Annotated in this window: 17 protein-coding genes; 7 read left to right on the top strand and 10 right to left on the bottom strand. The window is 46.6% G+C overall.

Going from position 1 to position 20,398, the window contains the following annotated elements; translation table 11 throughout:
* Nucleotides 1-100: 100 nt before the first annotated feature.
* The 6 genes from fre to trxA form a co-directional block, all read right to left on the bottom strand.
* Nucleotides 101-808 carry an NAD(P)H-flavin reductase gene (gene fre / locus VOR_RS0108515; RefSeq protein ID WP_010319288.1) on the bottom strand — a complete coding sequence of 236 codons (708 nt, stop codon included), beginning with the start codon at nt 806-808 and terminating at the stop codon, nt 101-103.
* 14 nt (nt 809-822) lie between these two features.
* Entirely contained in the window at nt 823-1,092 is a 270-nt protein-coding gene (locus VOR_RS0108520; protein ID WP_010319289.1) for a 2Fe-2S iron-sulfur cluster-binding protein, read from the bottom strand.
* Nucleotides 1,089-2,945, bottom strand: coding sequence for a 4-hydroxy-3-polyprenylbenzoate decarboxylase (ubiD, locus tag VOR_RS0108525; RefSeq protein ID WP_010319290.1), 1,857 nt, complete (start codon nt 2,943-2,945; stop codon nt 1,089-1,091). Before ubiD ends, VOR_RS0108520 begins: the two co-directional genes overlap by 4 nt.
* A 77-nt stretch (nt 2,946-3,022) precedes the next feature.
* Complete coding sequence (locus VOR_RS0108530) at nt 3,023-4,018, bottom strand: hypothetical protein (protein WP_010319291.1); 996 nt, start codon at nt 4,016-4,018, stop codon at nt 3,023-3,025.
* A 108-nt stretch (nt 4,019-4,126) separates the two neighbouring features.
* Entirely contained in the window at nt 4,127-5,386 is a 1,260-nt protein-coding gene (gene rho, locus VOR_RS0108535) for a transcription termination factor Rho (RefSeq protein ID WP_010319292.1), read from the bottom strand.
* A 199-nt stretch (nt 5,387-5,585) separates the two neighbouring features.
* A complete protein-coding gene (trxA, locus tag VOR_RS0108540; RefSeq protein WP_010319293.1) occupies nt 5,586-5,912 on the bottom strand; it encodes a thioredoxin TrxA in 327 nt (108 codons plus the stop codon).
* 111 nt (nt 5,913-6,023) lie between these two features.
* Here trxA and rhlB point away from each other — a divergent pair, with 111 nt between their 5' ends.
* Both rhlB and gppA read left to right on the top strand, forming a co-directional pair.
* Nucleotides 6,024-7,334, top strand: a complete 1,311-nt coding sequence (gene rhlB, locus VOR_RS0108545) for an ATP-dependent RNA helicase RhlB (protein WP_010319294.1) — start codon at nt 6,024-6,026, stop codon at nt 7,332-7,334.
* 7 nt (nt 7,335-7,341) lie between these two features.
* The gene (gene gppA / locus VOR_RS0108550) at nt 7,342-8,835 is read left to right on the top strand and encodes a guanosine-5'-triphosphate,3'-diphosphate diphosphatase (protein ID WP_010319295.1); all 1,494 of its coding nucleotides are present in this window, start codon (nt 7,342-7,344) and stop codon (nt 8,833-8,835) included.
* A 105-nt stretch (nt 8,836-8,940) separates the two neighbouring features.
* Here the strand turns inward: gppA and VOR_RS0108555 are convergent, their stop codons facing one another.
* The gene (locus VOR_RS0108555) at nt 8,941-9,615 is read right to left on the bottom strand and encodes a 7-cyano-7-deazaguanine/7-aminomethyl-7-deazaguanine transporter (protein ID WP_010319296.1); all 675 of its coding nucleotides are present in this window, start codon (nt 9,613-9,615) and stop codon (nt 8,941-8,943) included.
* A 392-nt stretch (nt 9,616-10,007) separates the two neighbouring features.
* On the opposite strand from VOR_RS0108555, the gene gmk reads away from it, so the two are divergent.
* The 5 genes from gmk to VOR_RS0108585 all read left to right on the top strand — a co-directional run bounded on the left by gmk (nt 10,008) and on the right by VOR_RS0108585 (nt 17,065).
* Nucleotides 10,008-10,631: a guanylate kinase gene (gene gmk, locus VOR_RS0108565; RefSeq protein ID WP_010319297.1), complete on the top strand. Its 624-nt coding sequence runs from the start codon at nt 10,008-10,010 to the stop codon at nt 10,629-10,631.
* Between the two features lie 103 nt (nt 10,632-10,734).
* Complete coding sequence (gene rpoZ / locus VOR_RS0108570; protein WP_010319298.1) at nt 10,735-10,995, top strand: DNA-directed RNA polymerase subunit omega; 261 nt, start codon at nt 10,735-10,737, stop codon at nt 10,993-10,995.
* 40 nt (nt 10,996-11,035) lie between these two features.
* On the top strand, nt 11,036-13,156 hold the full coding sequence (gene spoT / locus VOR_RS0108575; protein WP_010319299.1) for a bifunctional GTP diphosphokinase/guanosine-3',5'-bis pyrophosphate 3'-pyrophosphohydrolase: 2,121 nt from the start codon (nt 11,036-11,038) through the stop codon (nt 13,154-13,156).
* Between the two features lie 206 nt (nt 13,157-13,362).
* The gene (recG, locus tag VOR_RS0108580) at nt 13,363-15,441 is read left to right on the top strand and encodes an ATP-dependent DNA helicase RecG (RefSeq protein ID WP_010319300.1); all 2,079 of its coding nucleotides are present in this window, start codon (nt 13,363-13,365) and stop codon (nt 15,439-15,441) included.
* Nucleotides 15,442-15,673: 232 nt separating this feature from the next.
* On the top strand, nt 15,674-17,065 hold the full coding sequence (locus tag VOR_RS0108585) for a uracil-xanthine permease family protein (RefSeq protein ID WP_010319301.1): 1,392 nt from the start codon (nt 15,674-15,676) through the stop codon (nt 17,063-17,065).
* Between the two features lie 101 nt (nt 17,066-17,166).
* Here the strand turns inward: VOR_RS0108585 and envZ are convergent, their stop codons facing one another.
* The 3 genes from envZ to VOR_RS0108600 all read right to left on the bottom strand — a co-directional run bounded on the left by envZ (nt 17,167) and on the right by VOR_RS0108600 (nt 20,379).
* A complete protein-coding gene (gene envZ, locus VOR_RS0108590) occupies nt 17,167-18,471 on the bottom strand; it encodes a two-component system sensor histidine kinase EnvZ (protein WP_010319302.1) in 1,305 nt (434 codons plus the stop codon).
* Nucleotides 18,472-18,551: 80 nt separating this feature from the next.
* A complete protein-coding gene (ompR, locus tag VOR_RS0108595; protein WP_010319303.1) occupies nt 18,552-19,271 on the bottom strand; it encodes an osmolarity response regulator transcription factor OmpR in 720 nt (239 codons plus the stop codon).
* A 397-nt stretch (nt 19,272-19,668) separates the two neighbouring features.
* On the bottom strand, nt 19,669-20,379 hold the full coding sequence (locus tag VOR_RS0108600; RefSeq protein ID WP_010319304.1) for a tRNA (adenine(22)-N(1))-methyltransferase: 711 nt from the start codon (nt 20,377-20,379) through the stop codon (nt 19,669-19,671).
* Nucleotides 20,380-20,398: the final 19 nt, after the last annotated feature.

The raw sequence follows: 20,398 nt of genomic DNA on the forward strand, positions 1-20,398 counted from the left end.
TAAAAAATAAGAAAAACATCTATTTTGTTTAAATAGCAGCCACAAAGCGTCAAAAGAGAGCATTTCGCTCTCTTTTGATAGGCTTTAACCTCTCTCGATCTTAAATAAAAGCATAGGCATCAGCAAACATGTGATCGCTTTTTGCATTTTTATATTGGGTAAACTGTTCTCTTGCTGATCCAGCCATATCAAAACGACCTGCAATATAAATGTCGTACGCTTCTAACGACTCGAAATCATCATTGATCGCTTGGAGTACATTGCCAACCTTACCATTCCAACCTTCATCAGCCGTTTCAACAACAGGTACAAAGTGGATGTTCTCAAATTGCTGAGCAATCTCACTCAGTTCTGTTTTTGCATAGAGTTGGTAAACGTTTTTTGCCCCCCAGTACAAATAGATAGCGTTACTTTTCTTTTGGCTAATACAGTGATCTAAAATCGAGCGCACATAGCTAAAACCTGTTCCTCCAGCAATGAGTAGTAGAGGGCGCTCATTTTCTTTTACCCACGCATCACCGTGAGGTGCATCTATGTTGACGAAACCCTTGTTGCTTAATGCCGTTTTCATTTTCTCAACTACTTCCTGTGCATAAGCATTATGCTCGGCGGCACCAATGTGCAGCTCTAGTTCACCAGAACGGCAAGGGCTGCTTGCGATAGAAAATGGACGTTTATCTTTCTCACCCATTTCTACCATGAGATATTGCCCAGCTTTAAATGCAAGAACGCTTTCAGGTTGGAGGATGATTTTATAAGTATTAGAGGCTAATGGCTCAATTGACTTTACTTTACATTGGGTGGTCATGTTTTTCCTCTGACTTACTCTGCAAAAGTAAGTACTAAGCTACTTGTTGCAAATGCTTGGCAAGGGAATATCCAACCTTGTCGCTGCTCTTCGTCAGTCAACATCGGCTCTAAGTTATATTCCACTACACCTTCTAATTTTCTGCACATACACATAGCGCATGCACCTATTTGACAACGGTGTGGAAAAGAGATGTTCTTGTTGAGCGCAGCTTCCAACACCGTTGTACCGTCTTGTACTTCAAAAATATCGCCTTTCGGCAGCAAGATCACCGTGTAGGTCATAAAATACCTAACTCATCCCAGATAGAGTCTATTTTAGTGACTACCTCGTGATCTTTTTGGATTGGCGTCCCCCACTCTCGCTGAACTTCACCAGAGAGTTTGTTGGTTGCATCGAGTAGGAGCTTGGAACATTGCCCTTCATTAGCTTCTATACGATCAGTATCCCGAGACGGATCGATGCGCGTGGTTATCGCCCAAATCACATCATTCCAATCTCGGATATTCACATCATCATCACAGAGCACAACAAACTTCAGGTTTGAAAATGTCTCTAAAAATGTCCATATCTTTTTTAACAGCTCTTGAGATTGACCAGCGAACGCTTTGTTCATGGATACAATCAAGAAACCATCATTAGAAAATGGCACTAAATAGATATCAACAATCTCAGAATGCTGCGCTCTAAGCTGCTCCAAATGCTCAGCTTTGATCCGAGGAGCCGTTGATGGTGACGATTGTTGTCTTGTACCGTCACTCTCAACATCCCATTTAATGGTAGCATCTAAGCCCATTTTGGAGCCCAGCCCCACCACTGGAGAGGCAAAATCAAGTGAATCAATCGGTGTATGCTCGATAAATAAAGTATCTCGCACTGGGTCCATATGTGTTGTCATTGCATTGATAACTGAATTCCAATCACGAGCATCGACTGATTCATCGCACACCACCACATATTTAGTGTACATAAACTGGCGAAGGAACGACCAAACTCCCATCATGACTCGCTTTGCATGACCTGGGTATTGCTTTTTCATCGTCACTACCGCCATTCGATAAGAACAACCTTCCGGCGGCAAATAAAAATCGACGATTTCAGGAAACTGTTTTTGGAGTATAGGTACAAACACTTCATTTAACGCAACACCAAGCACAGCGGGTTCATCAGGTGGGCGTCCGGTATAAGTGCTATGGTAGATAGGATTGCTGCGCATTGTGATATGCGTAACCGTAAAGACACGATGCTTTTCAACTTCATTATAGTAACCCGTGTGATCACCATAAGGCCCTTCGTCAGCATATTCGTTTGGATCTATGTAGCCTTCCAGCACAATTTCCGCACTAGCAGGCACATCTAGATCATTACTGAGCGATTTAACCACTTCTGTTTTGCTGCCTCGTAACAATCCCGCAAAAGCATATTCAGAAAGCGTATCTGGCACTGGTGTCACCGCGCCTAGAATGGTTGCAGGATCAGCACCAAAAGCCACTGAAACTGGGAAATTCTCTCCGGGATGAGTGTCCATCCAATCTCTTAAATCTAGAGCACCACCACGATGCGCCAGCCAACGCATAATGACTTTGTTTTTACTAAGCTTCTGCTGACGATAAATTCCGAGATTTTGTCGATTTTTGTTTGGCCCTTTAGTGATGGTCAGCCCCCAAGTTAGAAGGGGTGCCACATCATCGGCCCAGCAACTCATTACCGGAATTTTATCTAAGTCAACATCGCTGCCCTGCCAAACGATCTCCTGGCAAGGAGCCTTGCGTAGCCGTTTGGTTGGCATGTTGAGCACTTGCTTAAATAAAGGCAATTTATCGATAGCATCTTTGAAGCCCTGCGGTGGCTCGGGCTCTTTGAGATAAGCCAGTAATTTGCCGACTTCCCTTAACTCTTGGACCTCTTTACGCCCCATGCCGATCGCGACGCGTTTTGCGGTGCCAAACAAGTTAGTGAGCACCGGAACCGTATAACCGATCGGGTTTTCAAATAGCAAAGCAGGACCTGCGGCACGCAAAGTGCGGTCGCTAATTTCCGTCATTTCATAATGAGGGTCAATCGGGCAAGTAATGCGTTTTAGTTGGCCTGTTTTTTCCAGATGGTCAACAAATTCACGTAAATCCTTAAAGCTCATAGGCCTACTACATCGCTGATTAAACTGCAGGCAGTATAACAAAAACAACCCATTAACGATCCCCAAATTTCATAGGGTTATTGAGAGAGGGCTTGTAAAATACCACGGCTTTTCACCTGAGAATTACTCACCAGTAAATCCTTTAGCCAACTGCTGTGTCCCTGCTCTACCAAAGAAGTGGCTACTAAATTGACCTCTTCATTGATTGACATTTTGGCTATCAGAAAGTCGCGGATATCAGGACGCATGGGGCTGATGCGAACTAACTCCTTAATCGCTTGTACTTTTAAACTCGGATTTTCGCTGGCAGCCATGATCTGTTTTATCGCAAATTCATCGCTCACGCTGGCTAATCGTGTGAGTTCCTGCTGAATGGAGAAATCGACCCGCATCAGCCACAGGAGTTTATAGATTTTAGGATCTTCACTAACCTGAGCTAATCGAACCATCACTTGTGTGGAAGGCAACCATCCGGTCACTGGTTCTGATGTCAGTTGCTCTGTGAGGGCAGATAGAGCATCTGGGGATAGTGTATCTAACTCGCGGATCAGTAATGTTTCGCGAATTTTTACTTGATATTGAGTCCCTGACAGCCATGTTTTCAATACTAGCTCTTGGCGTACGGCCTTCACCAAGAAATCGAGAGTGGTTTGTTCCTGCCGCCAACGCTTTAATAAACGGCTGGCTATCGCAGAAGAGTCAAAAGCTGGGGTGGAGAATTCATAGCCTTGTTCTTTTTCGACAACTTGATAAGTGGGTGCAAGCGCTTGCTGCTCTTCAATGAAGATCACCATATTCGGCGTTAGCGTGAGATCCAACTGCTCGATTTTTTGCAGCAACAGGAAACGTACGGCTTCTTGCGGCAATAGCGCTAAACGTTGTAATGAAAAGCGCAAAGAATCAAATTCATCATGTACCGCGTACTGCAATAGCTCTGCACTTTTATGGCGAATTTGTTCTTCCTGAAGCCATTTCTGAGCTGTATCAGACGTTATTTCTATAGAGGCAGCACTTGGCCACGCACAAAATAAAAATAGCGAGAGGAGAAGCGACGACAACATTCCTTGTTGCATTTTAACCTCCTTGTAACATTTAGCCTATTGTGGAAGGTTAATGGGTCAAATGCAAACAAAAACGCCACCGATAAACGGTGGCGTTGGTCATACTAAACTTAGCGTCTATTATTGACGGCGCATCGCATCAAAAAACTCATCATTGGTTTTCGTCATCGCGAGCTTATCAATTAAGAATTCCATTGCGTCACTCTCACTCATTGGGTGAACGATCTTACGCAGAATCCACATTTTTTGTAACTCATCAGGCTTAGTAAGCAACTCTTCACGACGAGTACCGCTGCGGTTGAAGTCGATAGCAGGGAAGACACGTTTTTCCGCAATTTTACGGTTAAGGTGCAATTCCATGTTACCTGTACCTTTAAACTCTTCGTAGATAACTTCATCCATTTTAGAGCCGGTATCAACCAATGCCGTCGCAATAATCGTTAAACTACCGCCTTCTTCTACATTACGAGCCGCACCGAAAAAGCGCTTAGGACGTTGCAATGCGTTGGCATCCACACCACCAGTCAAGACTTTGCCAGATGACGGGATCACTGTGTTGTAAGCGCGAGCTAAACGTGTGATGGAATCAAGCAGGATAACCACATCTTTCTTATGCTCAACCAAACGTTTTGCTTTTTCGATCACCATTTCTGCCACTTGTACGTGACGTGAAGCTGGCTCATCGAACGTAGAAGCAACCACTTCGCCTTTCACAAGGCGTTGCATTTCCGTTACTTCTTCAGGACGTTCGTCAATAAGTAGCACCATCAACACGCAATCAGGATGGTTGTTAGCAATACTTTGCGCGATATTTTGTAGCAACATGGTTTTGCCCGCTTTTGGCGGAGCAACAATCAAACCACGCTGGCCTTTACCAATCGGAGAGGCAAGGTCTAGAACTCGTGCCGTAATGTCTTCTGTCGAGCCATTACCACGCTCCATGATCATACGTTCATTGGCATGTAGTGGAGTTAAGTTCTCAAATAAAATCTTGTTACGTGCATTATCTGGTTTGTCGTGGTTAACGGTGTTAACTTTTAACAATGCGAAATAACGTTCGCCTTCTTTTGGTGGGCGGATTTTGCCAGATACTGAGTCACCGGTGCGCAAGTTGAAACGGCGAATTTGGCTTGGTGATACGTAGATATCATCAGGGCCAGCTAAATATGAACAGTCGGCGCTACGTAAGAAACCAAAACCGTCTTGAAGAATTTCCAAGACCCCATCACCAAATATATCTTCACCACTTTTTGCGTGCGCTTTTAGGATGGAGAAGATGATGTCTTGTTTTCTTAGACGCGCCAGGTTTTCGAGGCCTAGGCTCTCACCAAGCTTCACAAGATCAGACACAGGTCTGTTCTTCAATTCTGTTAGATTCATTGTGGTGGATACTTGTTTAGTCAAAATAGGATCTATTTTCTAGTTAAGATGGATTTTGGTCTCAGGATCGACCAAGAAGTGAACACTTGTCTAATTAACGTGCGATAAAATAGCACTAAATAATAGCCTAGTCTAGAGTTTGTTTCTTTTCAAAAAAACAAAGCCGTGCATCAGAAAATGTACGGCTTTGCGATACCTGTTATAGGTTTGCGTCCAAAAACTCTTTCAATTGAGTTTTTGATAACGCACCAACTTTCGTTGCAGCGACGTTGCCATTTTTGAACAGCAGCAAGGTTGGGATGCCACGAATACCAAACTTAGGTGGAGTACCTGCGTTGTGGTCGATATTTAATTTACCGATAGTCAGTTTGCCTTCGTACTCGCTAGCGATTTCATCCAAAATTGGCGCAATCATCTTACAAGGACCACACCATTCTGCCCAAAAATCAACAAGAACAGGGCCTGCAGCTTTGATTACATCGTTCTCAAAACCATCATCTGTAAGCTGCAAAATCTTATCGCTCATCTTCCACTCCAATATGTTTTTCTGCACTGATTATAAGCTAACCAGTAAATAGATGCTCTATTGGAATGTATTTACTTTCGTATTGCAAGCTTAAGCTGATATTCTATGGCGATGAAAAAGACACATATCACAGAGCAAAAGTTCGCCGATTTGGGATTACATCCTCAAGTTGTTGAAGGATTGGAAAAAAAAGGGTTCGATTACTGTACCCCGATCCAAGCCTTGGCGTTGCCGGTACTGCTCACCGGCCAAGACATTGCAGGCCAGGCCCAAACAGGGACTGGTAAAACGCTTGCGTTTCTCGCTGCTACTTTTAACCACTTACTAACAACCCCTGAACATGAAGGGCGAAAACCGACGCAGCCGCGTGCCATTATTATGGCCCCGACTCGTGAGTTAGCGATTCAAATTTATAACGACGCCGAACCTCTGATTGCCAGTACCGGTATCAAAGCTGCGCTGGCTTACGGTGGTGAAAGCTACGATAAGCAGTTGTCTAAGCTGCAAGATGGTGTCGACATATTGATCGGTACAACAGGACGTATCATCGATTTCTACAAACAACACGTGTTTAACTTGAATAATATTCAAGCAGTTGTGCTGGATGAAGCTGATCGCATGTTTGACCTTGGTTTTATCAAGGACATTCGTTTTCTGTTTCGCCGTATGCCAGAACCTAAAGAGCGCCTGAACATGCTGTTTTCAGCCACGCTTTCTTATCGCGTTCAAGAGTTGGCGTTCGAGCACATGCATAACCCTGAGCACGTGGTTGTTGAACCAGAACAAAAAACTGGCCATCGCATCCAAGAAGAGCTGTTCTACCCGTCTAACGAACATAAGATGGCGCTATTACAGACACTGATAGAACAAGACTGGCCAGATCGCGCCATCATTTTTGCCAACACAAAACACCGCTGCGACTCTATTTGGGGTCATTTAGCTGCAGATGAGCACCGTGTCGGCCTGCTAACGGGTGATGTACCGCAGAAGAAACGTGAAAAGATCCTTGAGCAATTCACTACCGGTGATGTCGACATTCTTGTTGCAACCGACGTGGCAGCGCGAGGCTTACACATTCCTCAAGTCACACACGTATTCAACTACGACTTACCTGATGACTGTGAAGACTACGTGCACCGCATTGGTCGTACAGGTCGCGCAGGAGAGAGTGGTCATTCGATTAGTTTTGCCTGTGAAGAGTACGCCATTAACCTAACCGCGATTGAAGAGTATACCGGGCACGCGGTTCCTGTTTCTGATTACGATGCATCGGCGTTGATTGAAGACTTACCACCGCCAATTCGTCTGCGTTCTCGTAATCCTCAGCAGCGCCGTACTAATAATAATGGCCCTCGTACTGGCAACCGTAAGCCACAAAGTCGTCGCCCACGTCAACCGCATCAAAGTAATAAGGGTTCGTAATCCATTTATGAGTAAAGCCGTCTCCTCGCCGCTCTACGCTGCCATCGACCTTGGGTCGAACAGTTTTCATATGCTCATCGTGCGTCATATTGATGGCAGTGTACAAACGATGGCCAAAATAAAGCGCAAAGTACGCTTGGCCGCCGGGTTAGATGATAACAACGCTCTTAGCCAAGAAGCGATGCAGCGAGGATGGGACTGCCTCAGTTTATTTGCGGAACGACTGCAAGATGTACCCGCCAGCAATATCCGTATTGTTGGCACTGCCACACTGCGTACAGCCACCAACGTTGAACTGTTTTTAACTCAAGCCAACCAAATACTCGGCCACCCCATTCAGGTTATTTCCGGTGAAGAAGAGGCGGCCACTATCTATAAAGGAGTGGCGCACACTTCAGGTGGCTTAGGACGACGCTTGGTTGTCGATATTGGTGGGGCCAGTACTGAACTCATCATTGGTGAAGGGTTCGATGCCAAAGCGTTAACCAGTTTAAAAATGGGCTGCGTCACTTGGCTTGAGCGCCATTTTAAAGACAGACAGCTTAACGCGGCTAACTTTAATCAAGCGATCGATGCGGCAAAACAGACGTTAGCGCCTATCCTTGAACAATACTCACAGTTAGGTTGGGATGTGTGCGTGGGTGCCAGTGGCACAGTACAAGCGTTGCAAGAGATTATGCTGGCGCAAGGGATGGATGAGGTGATCACTCATACCAAACTAAAACGCTTGCAAAAACAAGCGATGCTCGCCGATCACTTGGAAGAGCTTGATATTGAAGGCTTAACTTTAGAGCGAGCGTTAGTTTTCCCAAGTGGCCTCTCGATTTTAATTGCCATCTTTGAACTGCTCGAGATTGAATCGATGACTTTAGCTGGCGGCGCATTGCGTGAAGGCTTAGTGTATGAAATGGTCGAAGAGCTGCGCCAAGATGACATTCGAACGCGTACCATCAATAGCGTCCAGGTGCGATATCAAATTGATGTTGACTACGCCAAGCAAGTGGCTCAACTTGCCCAATCGCTGCTCAAACAGTGTGGGGGTGAAGATTGGATTGCGGAACCGCAAGCTGAAATGCTGCTCACTACCGCTGCACAATTGCATGAAATAGGGTTAGCGATTGATTTAAAAAAAGGTGGTGAACACAGCGCCTACCTGTTACAAAACCTCGACTTACCCGGCTATACCCGTGCACAGAAACACTTTCTAGGCGAAATTGCTAGTCGTTATCGCGAGCAGCTCTCTTCATTGCCAGAGCAGTACGCTCTGTCGGGCAACAGCGCCAAGCGGGTGTTACGTTTACTGCGCCTTGCCGTATTGCTCAGCCATCGTCGTAACGAGGCACTACAGCCTAAATTTACATTACAAGCTCAAGGTGACCAACTGACTCTTCGGTTATCCGCCAAATGGTTAGCGGCCAACCCTCTCACCACCGCCGAGCTGGATATTGAAGCAAACCGTCAAAGCGACATTGGTTGGCCACTCATTATCGACCCATCATAGTCATAAGATGCAGACACATAAAAAAGCCCGAGCAGCACTTGCTCGGGCTTTGATTTACTATCTTCCTAGTATAATGGCTTACTACTCCACCACTGAACGTTTCAACTACTGAGCATTGATCCCAACGGTTCGAAAATCAGGGTTTACCACAGTCAGCTTCCGGATCAAGTAATTGAGCAGCACACCGTACATCGGCACAAACAGGCCTAAACTGATCACCAGTTTAAAACCATAATCGACCAAAGCAATTTCGGTCCAATGTTCAGCCATGAACGGATCGGGGCTTTGATAGAAAGCAATCGCAAAAAAAGCGACCGTGTCTAAGGCATTGCCAAATAACGTAGAACATGTTGGCGCAACCCACCACCGCTTCATCTGGCGCAGACGATTAAACACATGCACATCCATAATTTGCCCTAGCAAATACGCCATAAAACTGGCAATTGCAATACGCGCAACAAACAGATTAAACTCATGAAGCTGAGCAAGCCCTTGGAATTGGCCGTCAAAAAACAGCACCGAGAGTGCATAAGAAACAATCAAAGCCGGTAACATCACTAAGAAAATGATTTTACGAGCCAACGCTGCACCAAAAATGCGTACAGTGAGATCCGTTGCCAGAAAAATGAATGGGAAAGTAAACGCGCCCCAAGTGGTATGTAAACCGAATACAGTAAAGGGCAGCTGAACCAGATAATTGCTTGATGCAATAATGATCAAATGAAATAGCACTAAAAGTGCCAAAGCTTTGCGCTGCTGCGCAAGGGTAAAATAACTCATTGTGTACCTTTTTAGTTTGTTTTGGGGGCGAGGGAACCCAAATCGAAGAATTAGTCTTGCATTAATTTATAGACTTACCACGCGATCATATTCAAATCACGAGCTCAGCGGCGGGCGATTATACAGCAATAAAACCCCTCGACAAGCCTTGAAATAAGAGCAAACGTTTACCCATTGAAGAAAATATCACCGTTTTAAAATTCCCCTTTCACAGCTAAAGACCGACCTTTTTGTTGTAGACATCCATGGGAACGTGCTACTCTTCGCCTCCATTTTTTCTTGGCCTTATTTTCATTTTCTAGGATGAAACTCTCTGGGTCAGTGCTATCTTTTAACATGTTGATAGACGCAAATATCAGCATTCAATCCTAACCTAACGTGGAACAGAACAGATGGGCAAAGGTACTCTTTATATCGTCTCTGCACCCAGTGGTGCAGGCAAATCAAGCTTGATCTCTGCGATGTTGGAAACCAACCCAACCTATGCGATGAAAGTCTCTGTTTCACATACCACACGCGGCATGCGCCCGGGCGAACAAGATGGTGTTCACTACCATTTTGTGCAAAAAGAGCTGTTTGAAGAGTTGATTACTAAAGGTGAATTTCTCGAACATGCTGAAGTATTTGGCAACTACTACGGCACCTCTAAGGTATGGATTGAAAATAACCTCAACAAAGGCATTGACGTTTTTCTTGATATTGACTGGCAAGGCGCGCGTCAAATACGCGACAAAATGCCGGATGCAAAAAGTGTGTTTATCCTTCCTCCCTCAAAAGAAGAATTGGAACGCCGCTTGAATGCTCGTGGTCAAGACAGTGAAGCCGTCATTGCTAAACGTATGAATGAAGCTCAAGCTGAAATCTCGCATTACACCGAATACGACTATGTCATCATAAATGATGATTTCGATGTGGCATTAATGGATTTCAGGGCCATTTTACGTGCTGAACGATTGAAGCAAGACAAGCAAGCTGCTAAATATAGCAGCATGCTCAACGCGCTACTGGCGGAATAATCACCCGCTCAAACAAGGCAAAGTCTATCGCTAGTATAAACAAAGATTAGACTGTATACTTTCTCGTCATTTAAAAATTTTTAGTTAACTATTTGGAGTTCTCATGGCACGCGTAACTGTTCAAGACGCTGTTGAAAAAGTGGGCAATCGTTTCGACCTAGTTCTGATTGCGGCTCGCCGCGCTCGTCAAATGCAAACTGGCGGTAAAGATTCATTGGTGCCAGAAGAGAACGATAAGCCAACGGTTATCGCTCTGCGCGAAATCGAAGAAGGTCTTATCACGAAAGATGTACTTGATGCCCGTGCGCGCCAAGAGCAACAAGAGCAAGAAGCCGCCGTAAGCAGCATCGCTCACAACCGTTAATTTCTGCTATTCAAATTCAACAACCTTCCGGGCCTATAATTTGTATCTATTTGATAGCCTTAAAGACGTTGTCCAAGAATACCTAACAGAGCCTCAAATTGAGGCTCTGCGTCAATCTTATGTGGTCGCACGTGAAGCCCATGAAGGGCAAACCCGTTCTAGCGGTGAGCCTTACATTATTCACCCCGTTGCTGTCTCTCGAATTTTGGCCGATATGCGCCTTGATTTGGAAACGCTACAAGCTGCGTTATTACATGATGTCATCGAAGATTGCGATGTAACGAAAGAAGACCTTGAAACTCAATTCGGTCACGCCGTGGCAGAATTAGTGGATGGTGTTTCCAAACTCGACAAATTGAAATTTCGCGATCGTAAAGAAGCACAAGCCGAGAACTTTCGTAAGATGGTCCTGGCTATGGTGCAAGACATCCGCGTTATTCTCATCAAACTGGCTGACCGTACGCACAATATGCGTACCCTTGGCGCATTGCGCCCGGATAAAAAGCGTCGTATTGCCCGTGAAACGTTAGAGATTTACGCGCCTCTTGCTCACCGCTTAGGGATTCATAACATCAAGACTGAGCTAGAAGAGCTTGGCTTTGAAGCGTTGTACCCGAATCGTTATCGCGTATTGAAAGAGGTGGTGAGATCCGCTCGCGGTAACCCCAAAGAAATGATCCAACGCATCCACAGTGAAATTGAAGGCCGCTTGCAAGATTTCGGTCTGAAAGCACGCGTGGTTGGTCGTGAAAAGAACCTGTTCTCCATCTATAACAAGATGAAAACTAAAGAGCAGCGTTTCCACACCATTATGGACATCTACGCTTTTCGAGTCGTGGTCGACACTGCAGATACTTGTTATCGTGCATTAGGCCAAGTTCATAGCTTGTACAAACCTCGCCCGGGCCGCATGAAAGATTACATCGCCGTGCCCAAAGCGAACGGCTACCAGTCTTTGCATACCTCAATGGTCGGCCCGCACGGCGTTCCGGTTGAAGTACAGATCCGCACTGAAGACATGGAGCAAATGGCCGACAAAGGCGTGGCTGCTCATTGGTCTTACAAAGGTAATGGCGAGCGTACTGGCACCACAGCGCAAATTAAAGCTCAGCGCTGGATGCAAAGCCTACTTGAGCTACAACAAAGCGCTGGCAACTCGTTTGAGTTTATTGAGAACGTCAAGTCAGATCTTTTCCCTGATGAAATCTACGTCTTCACCCCCAAAGGCCGTATCGTTGAGCTGCCTGTCGGGGCAACCGCGGTTGATTTTGCCTACGCGGTGCATACCGATGTCGGCAATACCTGTGTTGGAGCTCGTGTTGATCGCAATCCTTATCCGTTAAGTCAATCGCTGAAAAACGGCCAAACGATTGAAATCATCAGCGCACCTGGGGCTCGCCCTAATGCCGCTTGGCTCAACTATGTGGTCACGTCTCGCGCTCGTACTAAGATACGTCAAGTGCTCAAAACCATGCGCCGTGAAGAGTCAATCACACTTGGCCGTCGTTTGCTCAATCATGCGCTGGGCGATCTATCGCTGAATGACATCAGCGAAGAAAACATCAAGTACGTGATTGGTGAGCTTAAAATGACCACTGTCGATGATTTGTTGGCAGCGATTGGTTTAGGCGAATTGATGAGTATTGTCATTGCGCGTCGTCTGCTTGGCGATGCTGATGAGCTGACCGAAGTGGAAAGCAATGATGGCAAACCGAAAAAGAAACTGCCGATCCGCGGCGCTGAAGGTATTTTGCTCACGTTTGCTAATTGCTGCCACCCCATTCCAGACGATCACATTATTGCGCACGTATCACCGGGCCGTGGTTTAGTGGTGCATCGTGAAACCTGCCCTAATGTTCGTGGCTACCAAAAAGAGCCGGATCGTTACATGGCGGTTGAGTGGTCTAAAGATTACGACCAAGAGTTTATCACCGAACTGAAAGTGGACATGCAAAACCACCAAGGTGCGTTAGCGGAACTGACCAATGTAATCTCGAAAACAGGTTCCAACATTCATGGCCTCTCCACCGAAGAACGTGATGGTCGTTTGTATACTGTCACTGTGCTGCTGACCACCAAAGATCGCATTCACTTAGCAAACATCATGAAAAAAATTCGTGTGATGCCTCATGCACTGAAAGTGCGACGCCGGAAAAATTAAACTATCCAAATAAATAAAACCCCTTGCGGCTAACCACTCATGGGGTTTTGTATTTTCCGACACCCTACCTCATCTTGCATTTTAGACGTCACTATTCAAATTAGCCGATGGCCTGCCGCTTATCGACCATTACATGATTTTATGCTGTACAAAAAAACAGTTCGATGGTTGAATAATACATAACGATACTGTTAATGAGCCCTGTTATGTCACAGCTACTGTCCGCGATTCCTCTCACCTCACTCTCTGGCGTGGGCGCTAAAGTGGCTGAAAAACTGGAAAAGGTTGGCTTAATCAGTGTGCAAGATCTGCTGTTCCATCTCCCTTTACGTTATGAAGACCGCACACGGATCTACCCTATCGCTAAATTGCATCCCGGGCTTTGGGCCGCTGTGCAAGGTAAAGTCATGGCGGTGGATACGGTTTTTGGCAAACGCAAAATGCTCACAGTAAAAATAAGCGACGGTAACGGCACCATTACGCTGCGTTTTTTTAACTTTACTGCTGGGATGAAAAACAATTTTGCTGAAGGTAAGTTAGTGCACGCTTACGGTGAAATTAAACGTGGTGGATTCGGCCTTGAAATTGTTCATCCTGATTATAAATTTTATGCTCCTCAGCAACAGCCAGATGTCGAAGCTAACTTAACCCCCGTTTACCCAACAACCGATGGCCTGCGCCAACTCACGCTACGCACACTCACTGATCAAGCATTAAGTTTACTCGACAAAGCCGCCGTACAAGAATTGCTACCTGCCGGGTTGTATGATCACCAAATTACGATCTCTGAAGCACTGCACATCATTCACCGGCCGCCACCGGGCATTAACCTGCAACGGTTTGATGAATGGAAACATCCGGCGCAGGTTCGCTTAATTATGGAAGAGCTGTTGGCGCAAAACCTCTCGATGCTGGCTGTACGCCATCAAGGCCAGCAAGATATCGCATTGCCGCTGGCTGGGTCTGGCAAACTCAAGCAACAACTGCTTGCACAACTGCCTTTCTCTCCCACTAAAGCACAAACACGTGTTGTGACAGAGATCGAAGCCGATCTGGCACAAGCTCACCCCATGATGCGTTTAGTACAAGGTGATGTGGGCTCAGGGAAAACCTTGGTCGCTGCATTAGCCGCCGCACGTGCTATCGAACATGGCTATCAAGTAGCATTAATGGCACCGACGGAATTGCTGGCCGAGCAGCACGCAATTAACTTTGCCAACTGGTTTGAAGCAATGGGCATCCAAGTCGGCTGGCTGGCGGGTAAATTAAAAGGCAAAGCGAAAGAAACAGAACTGGCTCGCATTGCCAACGGTGAGGCAAAAATGATAGTGGGTACTCACGCTCTTTTCCAAGAACAAGTTGAATTTCATCACCTTGCGCTCGTCATCATTGATGAACAACACCGCTTTGGCGTCCACCAGCGTTTAGAACTGCGTGAGAAAGGGGCGAAGCAAGGCGCATATCCGCACCAGTTGATCATGACCGCAACGCCGATCCCACGAACTTTAGCGATGACTGCTTACGCTGATTTAGAAACCTCTGTTATTGATGAACTGCCACCGGGACGAACGCCCATTCAAACTGTCGCAATCCCAGATACAAAGCGTGATGATATCGTCGAGCGTGTGCGTCATGCCTGTTTGAGTGAAGGAAAACAGGCTTATTGGGTCTGTACTTTGATTGATGAGTCTGAGGTGCTAGAAGCGCAAGCTGCCGCCGACACAGCGCAAGAGCTACAACGCACTCTGCCCGATGTCAAAATCGGTTTGGTGCATGGCCGAATGAAGCCGAGCGAAAAACAAGCGGTGATGCAAGCCTTTAAAAACAATGAACTGCACTTGCTGATTGCCACAACGGTGATTGAGGTTGGCGTTGACGTGCCGAATGCGAGCTTGATGATCATCGAAAACCCTGAGCGTTTGGGCTTAGCACAGTTGCACCAATTACGCGGCCGCGTAGGGCGAGGCTCTGTCGCCAGCCATTGCGTATTGCTCTACCATGCGCCGCTATCGAAAACCGCGCAAAAACGCTTGGGTGTACTGCGTGAGAGCAATGACGGTTTCGTAATTGCTCAGCGAGACTTAGAAATTCGTGGGCCGGGTGAGCTGCTTGGTACCAAACAGACCGGCCTTGCGGATTTCAAAATTGCAGATTTAGTCCGTGACCAAGGTTTAATTCCTGAAGTACAGCGCATTGCTCGCTACTTACACGACCATTATCCAAGCCACGCGACCGCCATTATCGATCGCTGGTTAGGTGAGAAGGACATCTACGCCAAGGCATAAGATTGCTCGTTCTGTATTCTCCTCTCCCTTACACAGCAAACTTACGCAAGAAAGCAAACGTTTGCTTTCTTGCGTAAACCCTCTATAATTTCGCCAATTTTTTTTAGTGAACTACTCACTTATCCAGTCCGAGCAGATTCTGATTAACAGCAATCACAGATGACGTGTCTGCTCCACTTAGTGCTCCCACTCAGCGAACGCTAAGACAACAACGCACCATTAGGAAAACAGTATGACTATCCACAACGCTTCGCGTAAGTCTGATTTGGTTTATCAACTCAACGATAGGCCACCGCTACCCCAAACCATTTTCGCCGCTTCACAACATTTGCTAGCCATGTTTGTTGCGGTCATCACCCCTTCGCTCATTATTTGCCAAACACTTGGTGTTTCTGCCGAGCAGACCAACACCATCATCAGCATGTCACTGTTTGCCTCTGGCTTATCCTCCTTTATCCAGATCCGCACCATTGGCCCAATTGGCTCTGGTTTACTTTCTATCCAAGGCACCAGTTTTAACTTTCTTGGGCCAATTATTGGCGCAGGCTTGTCATTAAAAGCGGGTGGTGCAGATATCAGCACTATGATGGCGGCGATCTTTGGCACCATTTTAGTCGCCTCTTTTGCTGAAATCCTATTATCACGAGTGCTGCAATACGCGCGCCGCGTGATCACGCCGCTGGTGTCGGGCATTGTGGTCACTCTGATAGGCTTAACACTGGTACAAGTCGGTTTAGTTTCTATGGGTGGCGGCTATGCTGCGCTCAGCGATGGCACTTTTGGCAGCTTAGACAAACTGGCGCTGGCAGGAACCGTACTTGGACTTATCGTGCTGCTCAACCGCTCAAGTAACCCATACATTCGCGTAGCATCGATTGTGATTGCGATGTTCATCGGTTACATCATGGCCTACTTGATGGGGATGGTGAACACTGATTCACTGAGTGAAACTGCCCTGATTGCCCTACCAATACCTATGCAGTTTGGTTTAGGTTTTGATTGGTCACTCTTTATTCCTCTGGTACTGATTTTCTTGATCACCGCATTGGAAGCGATTGGTGATATCACCGCCACTTCTGAAGTGTCGGGCGAGCCCGTCAAAGGGCCGATTTACATGAAGCGCATTAAAGGTGGTGTGCTGGCTGATGGTTTGAACTCAGCGCTGGCGGCGGTCTTTAACAGTTTTCCCAACTCGACCTTTAGCCAAAACAATGGCGTGATTATGCTCACCGGGGTTGCCAGCCGTTATGTGGGTTACTTTATTTCCGCCATGTTGGTGTTACTCGGCCTGTTCCCGGGCGTGGCAAGCTTTGTACAATTGATTCCTGAACCGGTACTTGGCGGTGCAACCATCGTCATGTTCGGCACCATTGCAGCCGCGGGTGTGCGGATTATTTCCCGAGTGGATCTAGACCGCCGCGCGATTTTAATCATGGCGCTATCGTTTTCGATGGGGTTAGGCATTGCGCAAAAGCCAGAGATTCTGCAATTTATGCCCGAGTTCATTAAGAGCATTTTTTCATCCGGCGTAGCGGCTGGCGGTATCACCGCCATTTTGCTCAACTTGCTGCTGCCAGAAAAATTGCCACGCGAAGAGGAACTCGAAGAGCTCAAAACCAACTGATCGCATGGATGTGCCCAAAAACTTCAAGCAGTAACCGAAAGGGCATAAACCGCAAACACAATGGGCTCAACTGAGCCCATTGTGTTATTTAGTTACGAAGCTTATTTGGTCGGGAAGCTCAGTTGCGCTTTGAGTCCACCTTCACTGCGGTTACTCACCACAACGCTGCCATGATGCTGGCTAACAATCCGTTTCACTATCGCCAAACCAAGCCCTGTACCTTCACTGCCGCGCGCGGTATCACCACGCGTAAAAGGTTCAAACACTTTACTCACTTGGCTAGGATCAATACCCGGGCCATTATCTTCGACACAAACCCAAGCCATTTTGTTATCTGCGGTACTGCCCGTGCTCACCTTAACCCAACCATTGCCATAGCGAATGGCGTTCACCACTAAGTTGCTCACCGCGCGTTTAATGGCGATCGCATTACCAAAGGCTGGCTGCATTGGTAAATGCAGCGCGACATCGATTTTGATCTCGTAGCCCCCTTCGGCAGTGGCGACATCATTGGCGATCTCATTGAGATCAACGGCAGTAAAGGTCTGTTTATTGACCGGTTTGAGGTAGTCCATAAACTGGCTGATGATCTCGTTACACTCTTCTGTGTCACTGATGATCCCTTCGGCGAGATAACTCTCTTCTGGAGACATCATTTCCGTTGCTAAACGAATGCGGGTCAGCGGCGTGCGTAAGTCGTGGCTGATCCCCGCCATCAATAATGAGCGATCCTCTTCAAGCGCTTGGATCCCTCTCGACATTTGATTAAACGCCGACGTCACCGCGCGAATTTCAGAAGCGCCTTTGAGCGGCAATGGCGGCGGGTTCTCACCTCGGCCAACGGCTTTGGCGGCTTTTTCTAAGGCAATTAAGGGACGATTTTGCAGACGAATAAACAACCATCCCCCTAAGACGATCAGTAACGCCATCACCAAACTATTGTGAAATAGTGGCGCAAAATCCTCTTTTTGCAGCTCAGAGAGAGGGATGCGTATTAATGAACCTGGAAAAGAGTCCACTTTCATCCATAAAATATAACTCTCTTTACCCAAAATCATCCGCACATCAGTCAGCGATCCGAGCTCATTACTCATCTCCTCGCTCATCAAATCAATGCTGATGGCGTCATGATACTCTTGGGCCATCTCACTCTCTTCACTATGAATGGTGACGCCCAACTGCTCTAACACTCGGCGGCGCTGTAAGGCGTCCATCCCCAGCTCAGATGTATTGTTCGCCGCGTCATCCAGCATTAGGTTGATCTCATGGCCCAAAATCTTATTGAACTGCTGCAAACTGGGCATCAAGGCATAGTTAAATACGGCGTAATAAGAATAAGCTTGGCTGGCGATCAGCAATGAGAAGAAGAGCAAAATCGATTGAGTAAAGGAACTGCGAATGCGCATAGGAAAACCTGCGATGAACGTACTATCAAAAAGGCGACAAAAAAGCTCCTGTCGGTTAACCGATAGGAGCTGATTGAAATTTAAGACTCTTTACCATCTGGAACAAAAACGTAACCTAAGCCCCACACCGTTTGTATATAGCGTGGTTTGCTTGGATCCACTTCAAGCATGCGACGTAAACGCGAGATTTGTACATCAATCGAGCGCTCCATTGCGGAGTATTCACGCCCTCTTGCCATATTCATCAACTTATCACGCGACATCGGCTCACGCGCATTGGTGACTAAGGTCTTCAATACGGCAAATTCACCGGAAGTGAGCGGCATTGGCTCATCGCCACGGAACATTTCGCGGGTACCTAAATTCAGGCGAAACTCACCAAACTCAACCACCGATTCTTCAGCACTTGGCGCACCGGGGGCTTCAATCACTTGGCGGCGTAGCACGGCTTTGATTCGCGCCAGTAGTTCACGCGGGTTAAACGGTTTGGGCAAGTAATCATCCGCACCCACCTCCAAGCCAACAATACGATCCACTTCGTCGCCTTTAGCGGTCAGCATTAAAATCGGCAACATGTTATTGGCGTTACGCAAGCGGCGGCAAATAGACAAACCATCTTCACCCGGCAACATCAAATCAAGCACCATTAGGTGGAAGTTTTCACGAGTGAGCAGACGATCCATCTGTTCGCTGTTAGCGACACTACGCACCAGAAAACCTTGCTCTGACAAGTAACGCTCAAGCAATGCACGTAAACGCGCATCATCATCCACCACTAAAATTTTATAGTTTTCTTGCATCTGAGATCCCACCTAATTCTGAACTCAAGCCAATATCAAACCGAGCGAGTAAAATGTAACACCGTTGCGACTAAAATCATGCAAAGAATTGTTAACGTTTATGTCTTTTAGCACGCATGATTCATGATTATTAGATACAAACGGCAATCACGTCACTCATCCGTTAACCTCTTTGTCAAAGCGACTAAAACAATAGCGATAGCCTAAACCAAAGGCAATATAAGTGCTCGAGTGATACTCGTTTTGATCAATGCTAAACCCATCATGTATCTTCTCAGGCAACTATTCCCCCTAAAAGATTAAAGGGTGGTGGACCATCAGAGTCATTACGCCTGTTAATGAGGATTTATCGCTAACATTAAATGTATGCCTTAATTTACCAAAGTAGAACCAGAGTCTACTGAGAAGTGATATTAACCTGCTGATAGGCTTGCCAACGCTTCTGCGCGCTAACATCGCCGCCTTGTGCTTTACGCTGATAATGCTGTTGCAATTGCGTCAGATAACGCTGGGCGATCATCTGTTGTTCATCATTTGCCACTTGCCAGATCGCGCTGCCAACCAAACTAAGTGGAGATGGTTTGGGTATTTCATCTTGTGCTTTAGACGAATTAATCTGCAGGTGCAAAAGCTCATAAATCCGTTGATTTTCTTCCACCAACTGTTCCTGTTTTAATCTCGCACCCAGTGTCATCAACTGTTCACGTAAGGTGTAACCATGATGCACAGGACAAAGCAGAAAATCCAATACAAGGTGTGGATAACGCTCAACCAGCGCAGCAATGAATTCACTCATTAAATCACCGCCAACCCCGGCGATGATCACTAAATGCGAGCCAGAATAGCTATCAAGCGGCAGATCGCGCACATCAAGACAGTGGGTGTACCAGCGCGGTAACGCCGCCGTTGCAGGGAAATGGCGCGTTAAATCGAGCGTCACCTTTTCAATCAACGCTGGCACAATATCAACAAAATGCATGACGCTATTTGGACAGCGCTTCAGTAACGCCGCGCCAAGCAAACCGTGATCACAACAACCATCCCAAATATGATCGTAATGGCAGTTAATCTGCTGTACTAGTTGCGTGAGCCGTTTTCCTAATTTCATCTTTGCCCAACCAAGCCGC

This window comes from Vibrio ordalii ATCC 33509, from assembly GCA_000257205.1.
Classification (GTDB): Bacteria; Pseudomonadota; Gammaproteobacteria; order Enterobacterales; family Vibrionaceae; genus Vibrio; species Vibrio ordalii.

What these genes read in the sequence shown, in the direction of transcription:
- recG (WP_010319300.1), top strand. Translation starts at nt 13,363, where the DNA reads ATGTCACAGCTACTGTCCGCGATTCCTCTCACCTCACTCTCTGGCGTG.
- VOR_RS0108520 (WP_010319289.1), bottom strand. Translation starts at nt 1,092, where the DNA reads ATGACCTACACGGTGATCTTGCTGCCGAAAGGCGATATTTTTGAAGTA.
- rpoZ (WP_010319298.1), top strand. Translation starts at nt 10,735, where the DNA reads ATGGCACGCGTAACTGTTCAAGACGCTGTTGAAAAAGTGGGCAATCGT.
- gppA (WP_010319295.1), top strand. Translation starts at nt 7,342, where the DNA reads ATGAGTAAAGCCGTCTCCTCGCCGCTCTACGCTGCCATCGACCTTGGG.
- VOR_RS0108600 (WP_010319304.1), bottom strand. Translation starts at nt 20,379, where the DNA reads ATGAAATTAGGAAAACGGCTCACGCAACTAGTACAGCAGATTAACTGC.
- ompR (WP_010319303.1), bottom strand. Translation starts at nt 19,271, where the DNA reads ATGCAAGAAAACTATAAAATTTTAGTGGTGGATGATGATGCGCGTTTA.
- fre (WP_010319288.1), bottom strand. Translation starts at nt 808, where the DNA reads ATGACCACCCAATGTAAAGTAAAGTCAATTGAGCCATTAGCCTCTAAT.
- rho (WP_010319292.1), bottom strand. Translation starts at nt 5,386, where the DNA reads ATGAATCTAACAGAATTGAAGAACAGACCTGTGTCTGATCTTGTGAAG.
- VOR_RS0108585 (WP_010319301.1), top strand. Translation starts at nt 15,674, where the DNA reads ATGACTATCCACAACGCTTCGCGTAAGTCTGATTTGGTTTATCAACTC.
- rhlB (WP_010319294.1), top strand. Translation starts at nt 6,024, where the DNA reads ATGAAAAAGACACATATCACAGAGCAAAAGTTCGCCGATTTGGGATTA.
- ubiD (WP_010319290.1), bottom strand. Translation starts at nt 2,945, where the DNA reads ATGAGCTTTAAGGATTTACGTGAATTTGTTGACCATCTGGAAAAAACA.
- VOR_RS0108530 (WP_010319291.1), bottom strand. Translation starts at nt 4,018, where the DNA reads ATGCAACAAGGAATGTTGTCGTCGCTTCTCCTCTCGCTATTTTTATTT.
- gmk (WP_010319297.1), top strand. Translation starts at nt 10,008, where the DNA reads ATGGGCAAAGGTACTCTTTATATCGTCTCTGCACCCAGTGGTGCAGGC.
- envZ (WP_010319302.1), bottom strand. Translation starts at nt 18,471, where the DNA reads ATGCGCATTCGCAGTTCCTTTACTCAATCGATTTTGCTCTTCTTCTCA.
- trxA (WP_010319293.1), bottom strand. Translation starts at nt 5,912, where the DNA reads ATGAGCGATAAGATTTTGCAGCTTACAGATGATGGTTTTGAGAACGAT.
- VOR_RS0108555 (WP_010319296.1), bottom strand. Translation starts at nt 9,615, where the DNA reads ATGAGTTATTTTACCCTTGCGCAGCAGCGCAAAGCTTTGGCACTTTTA.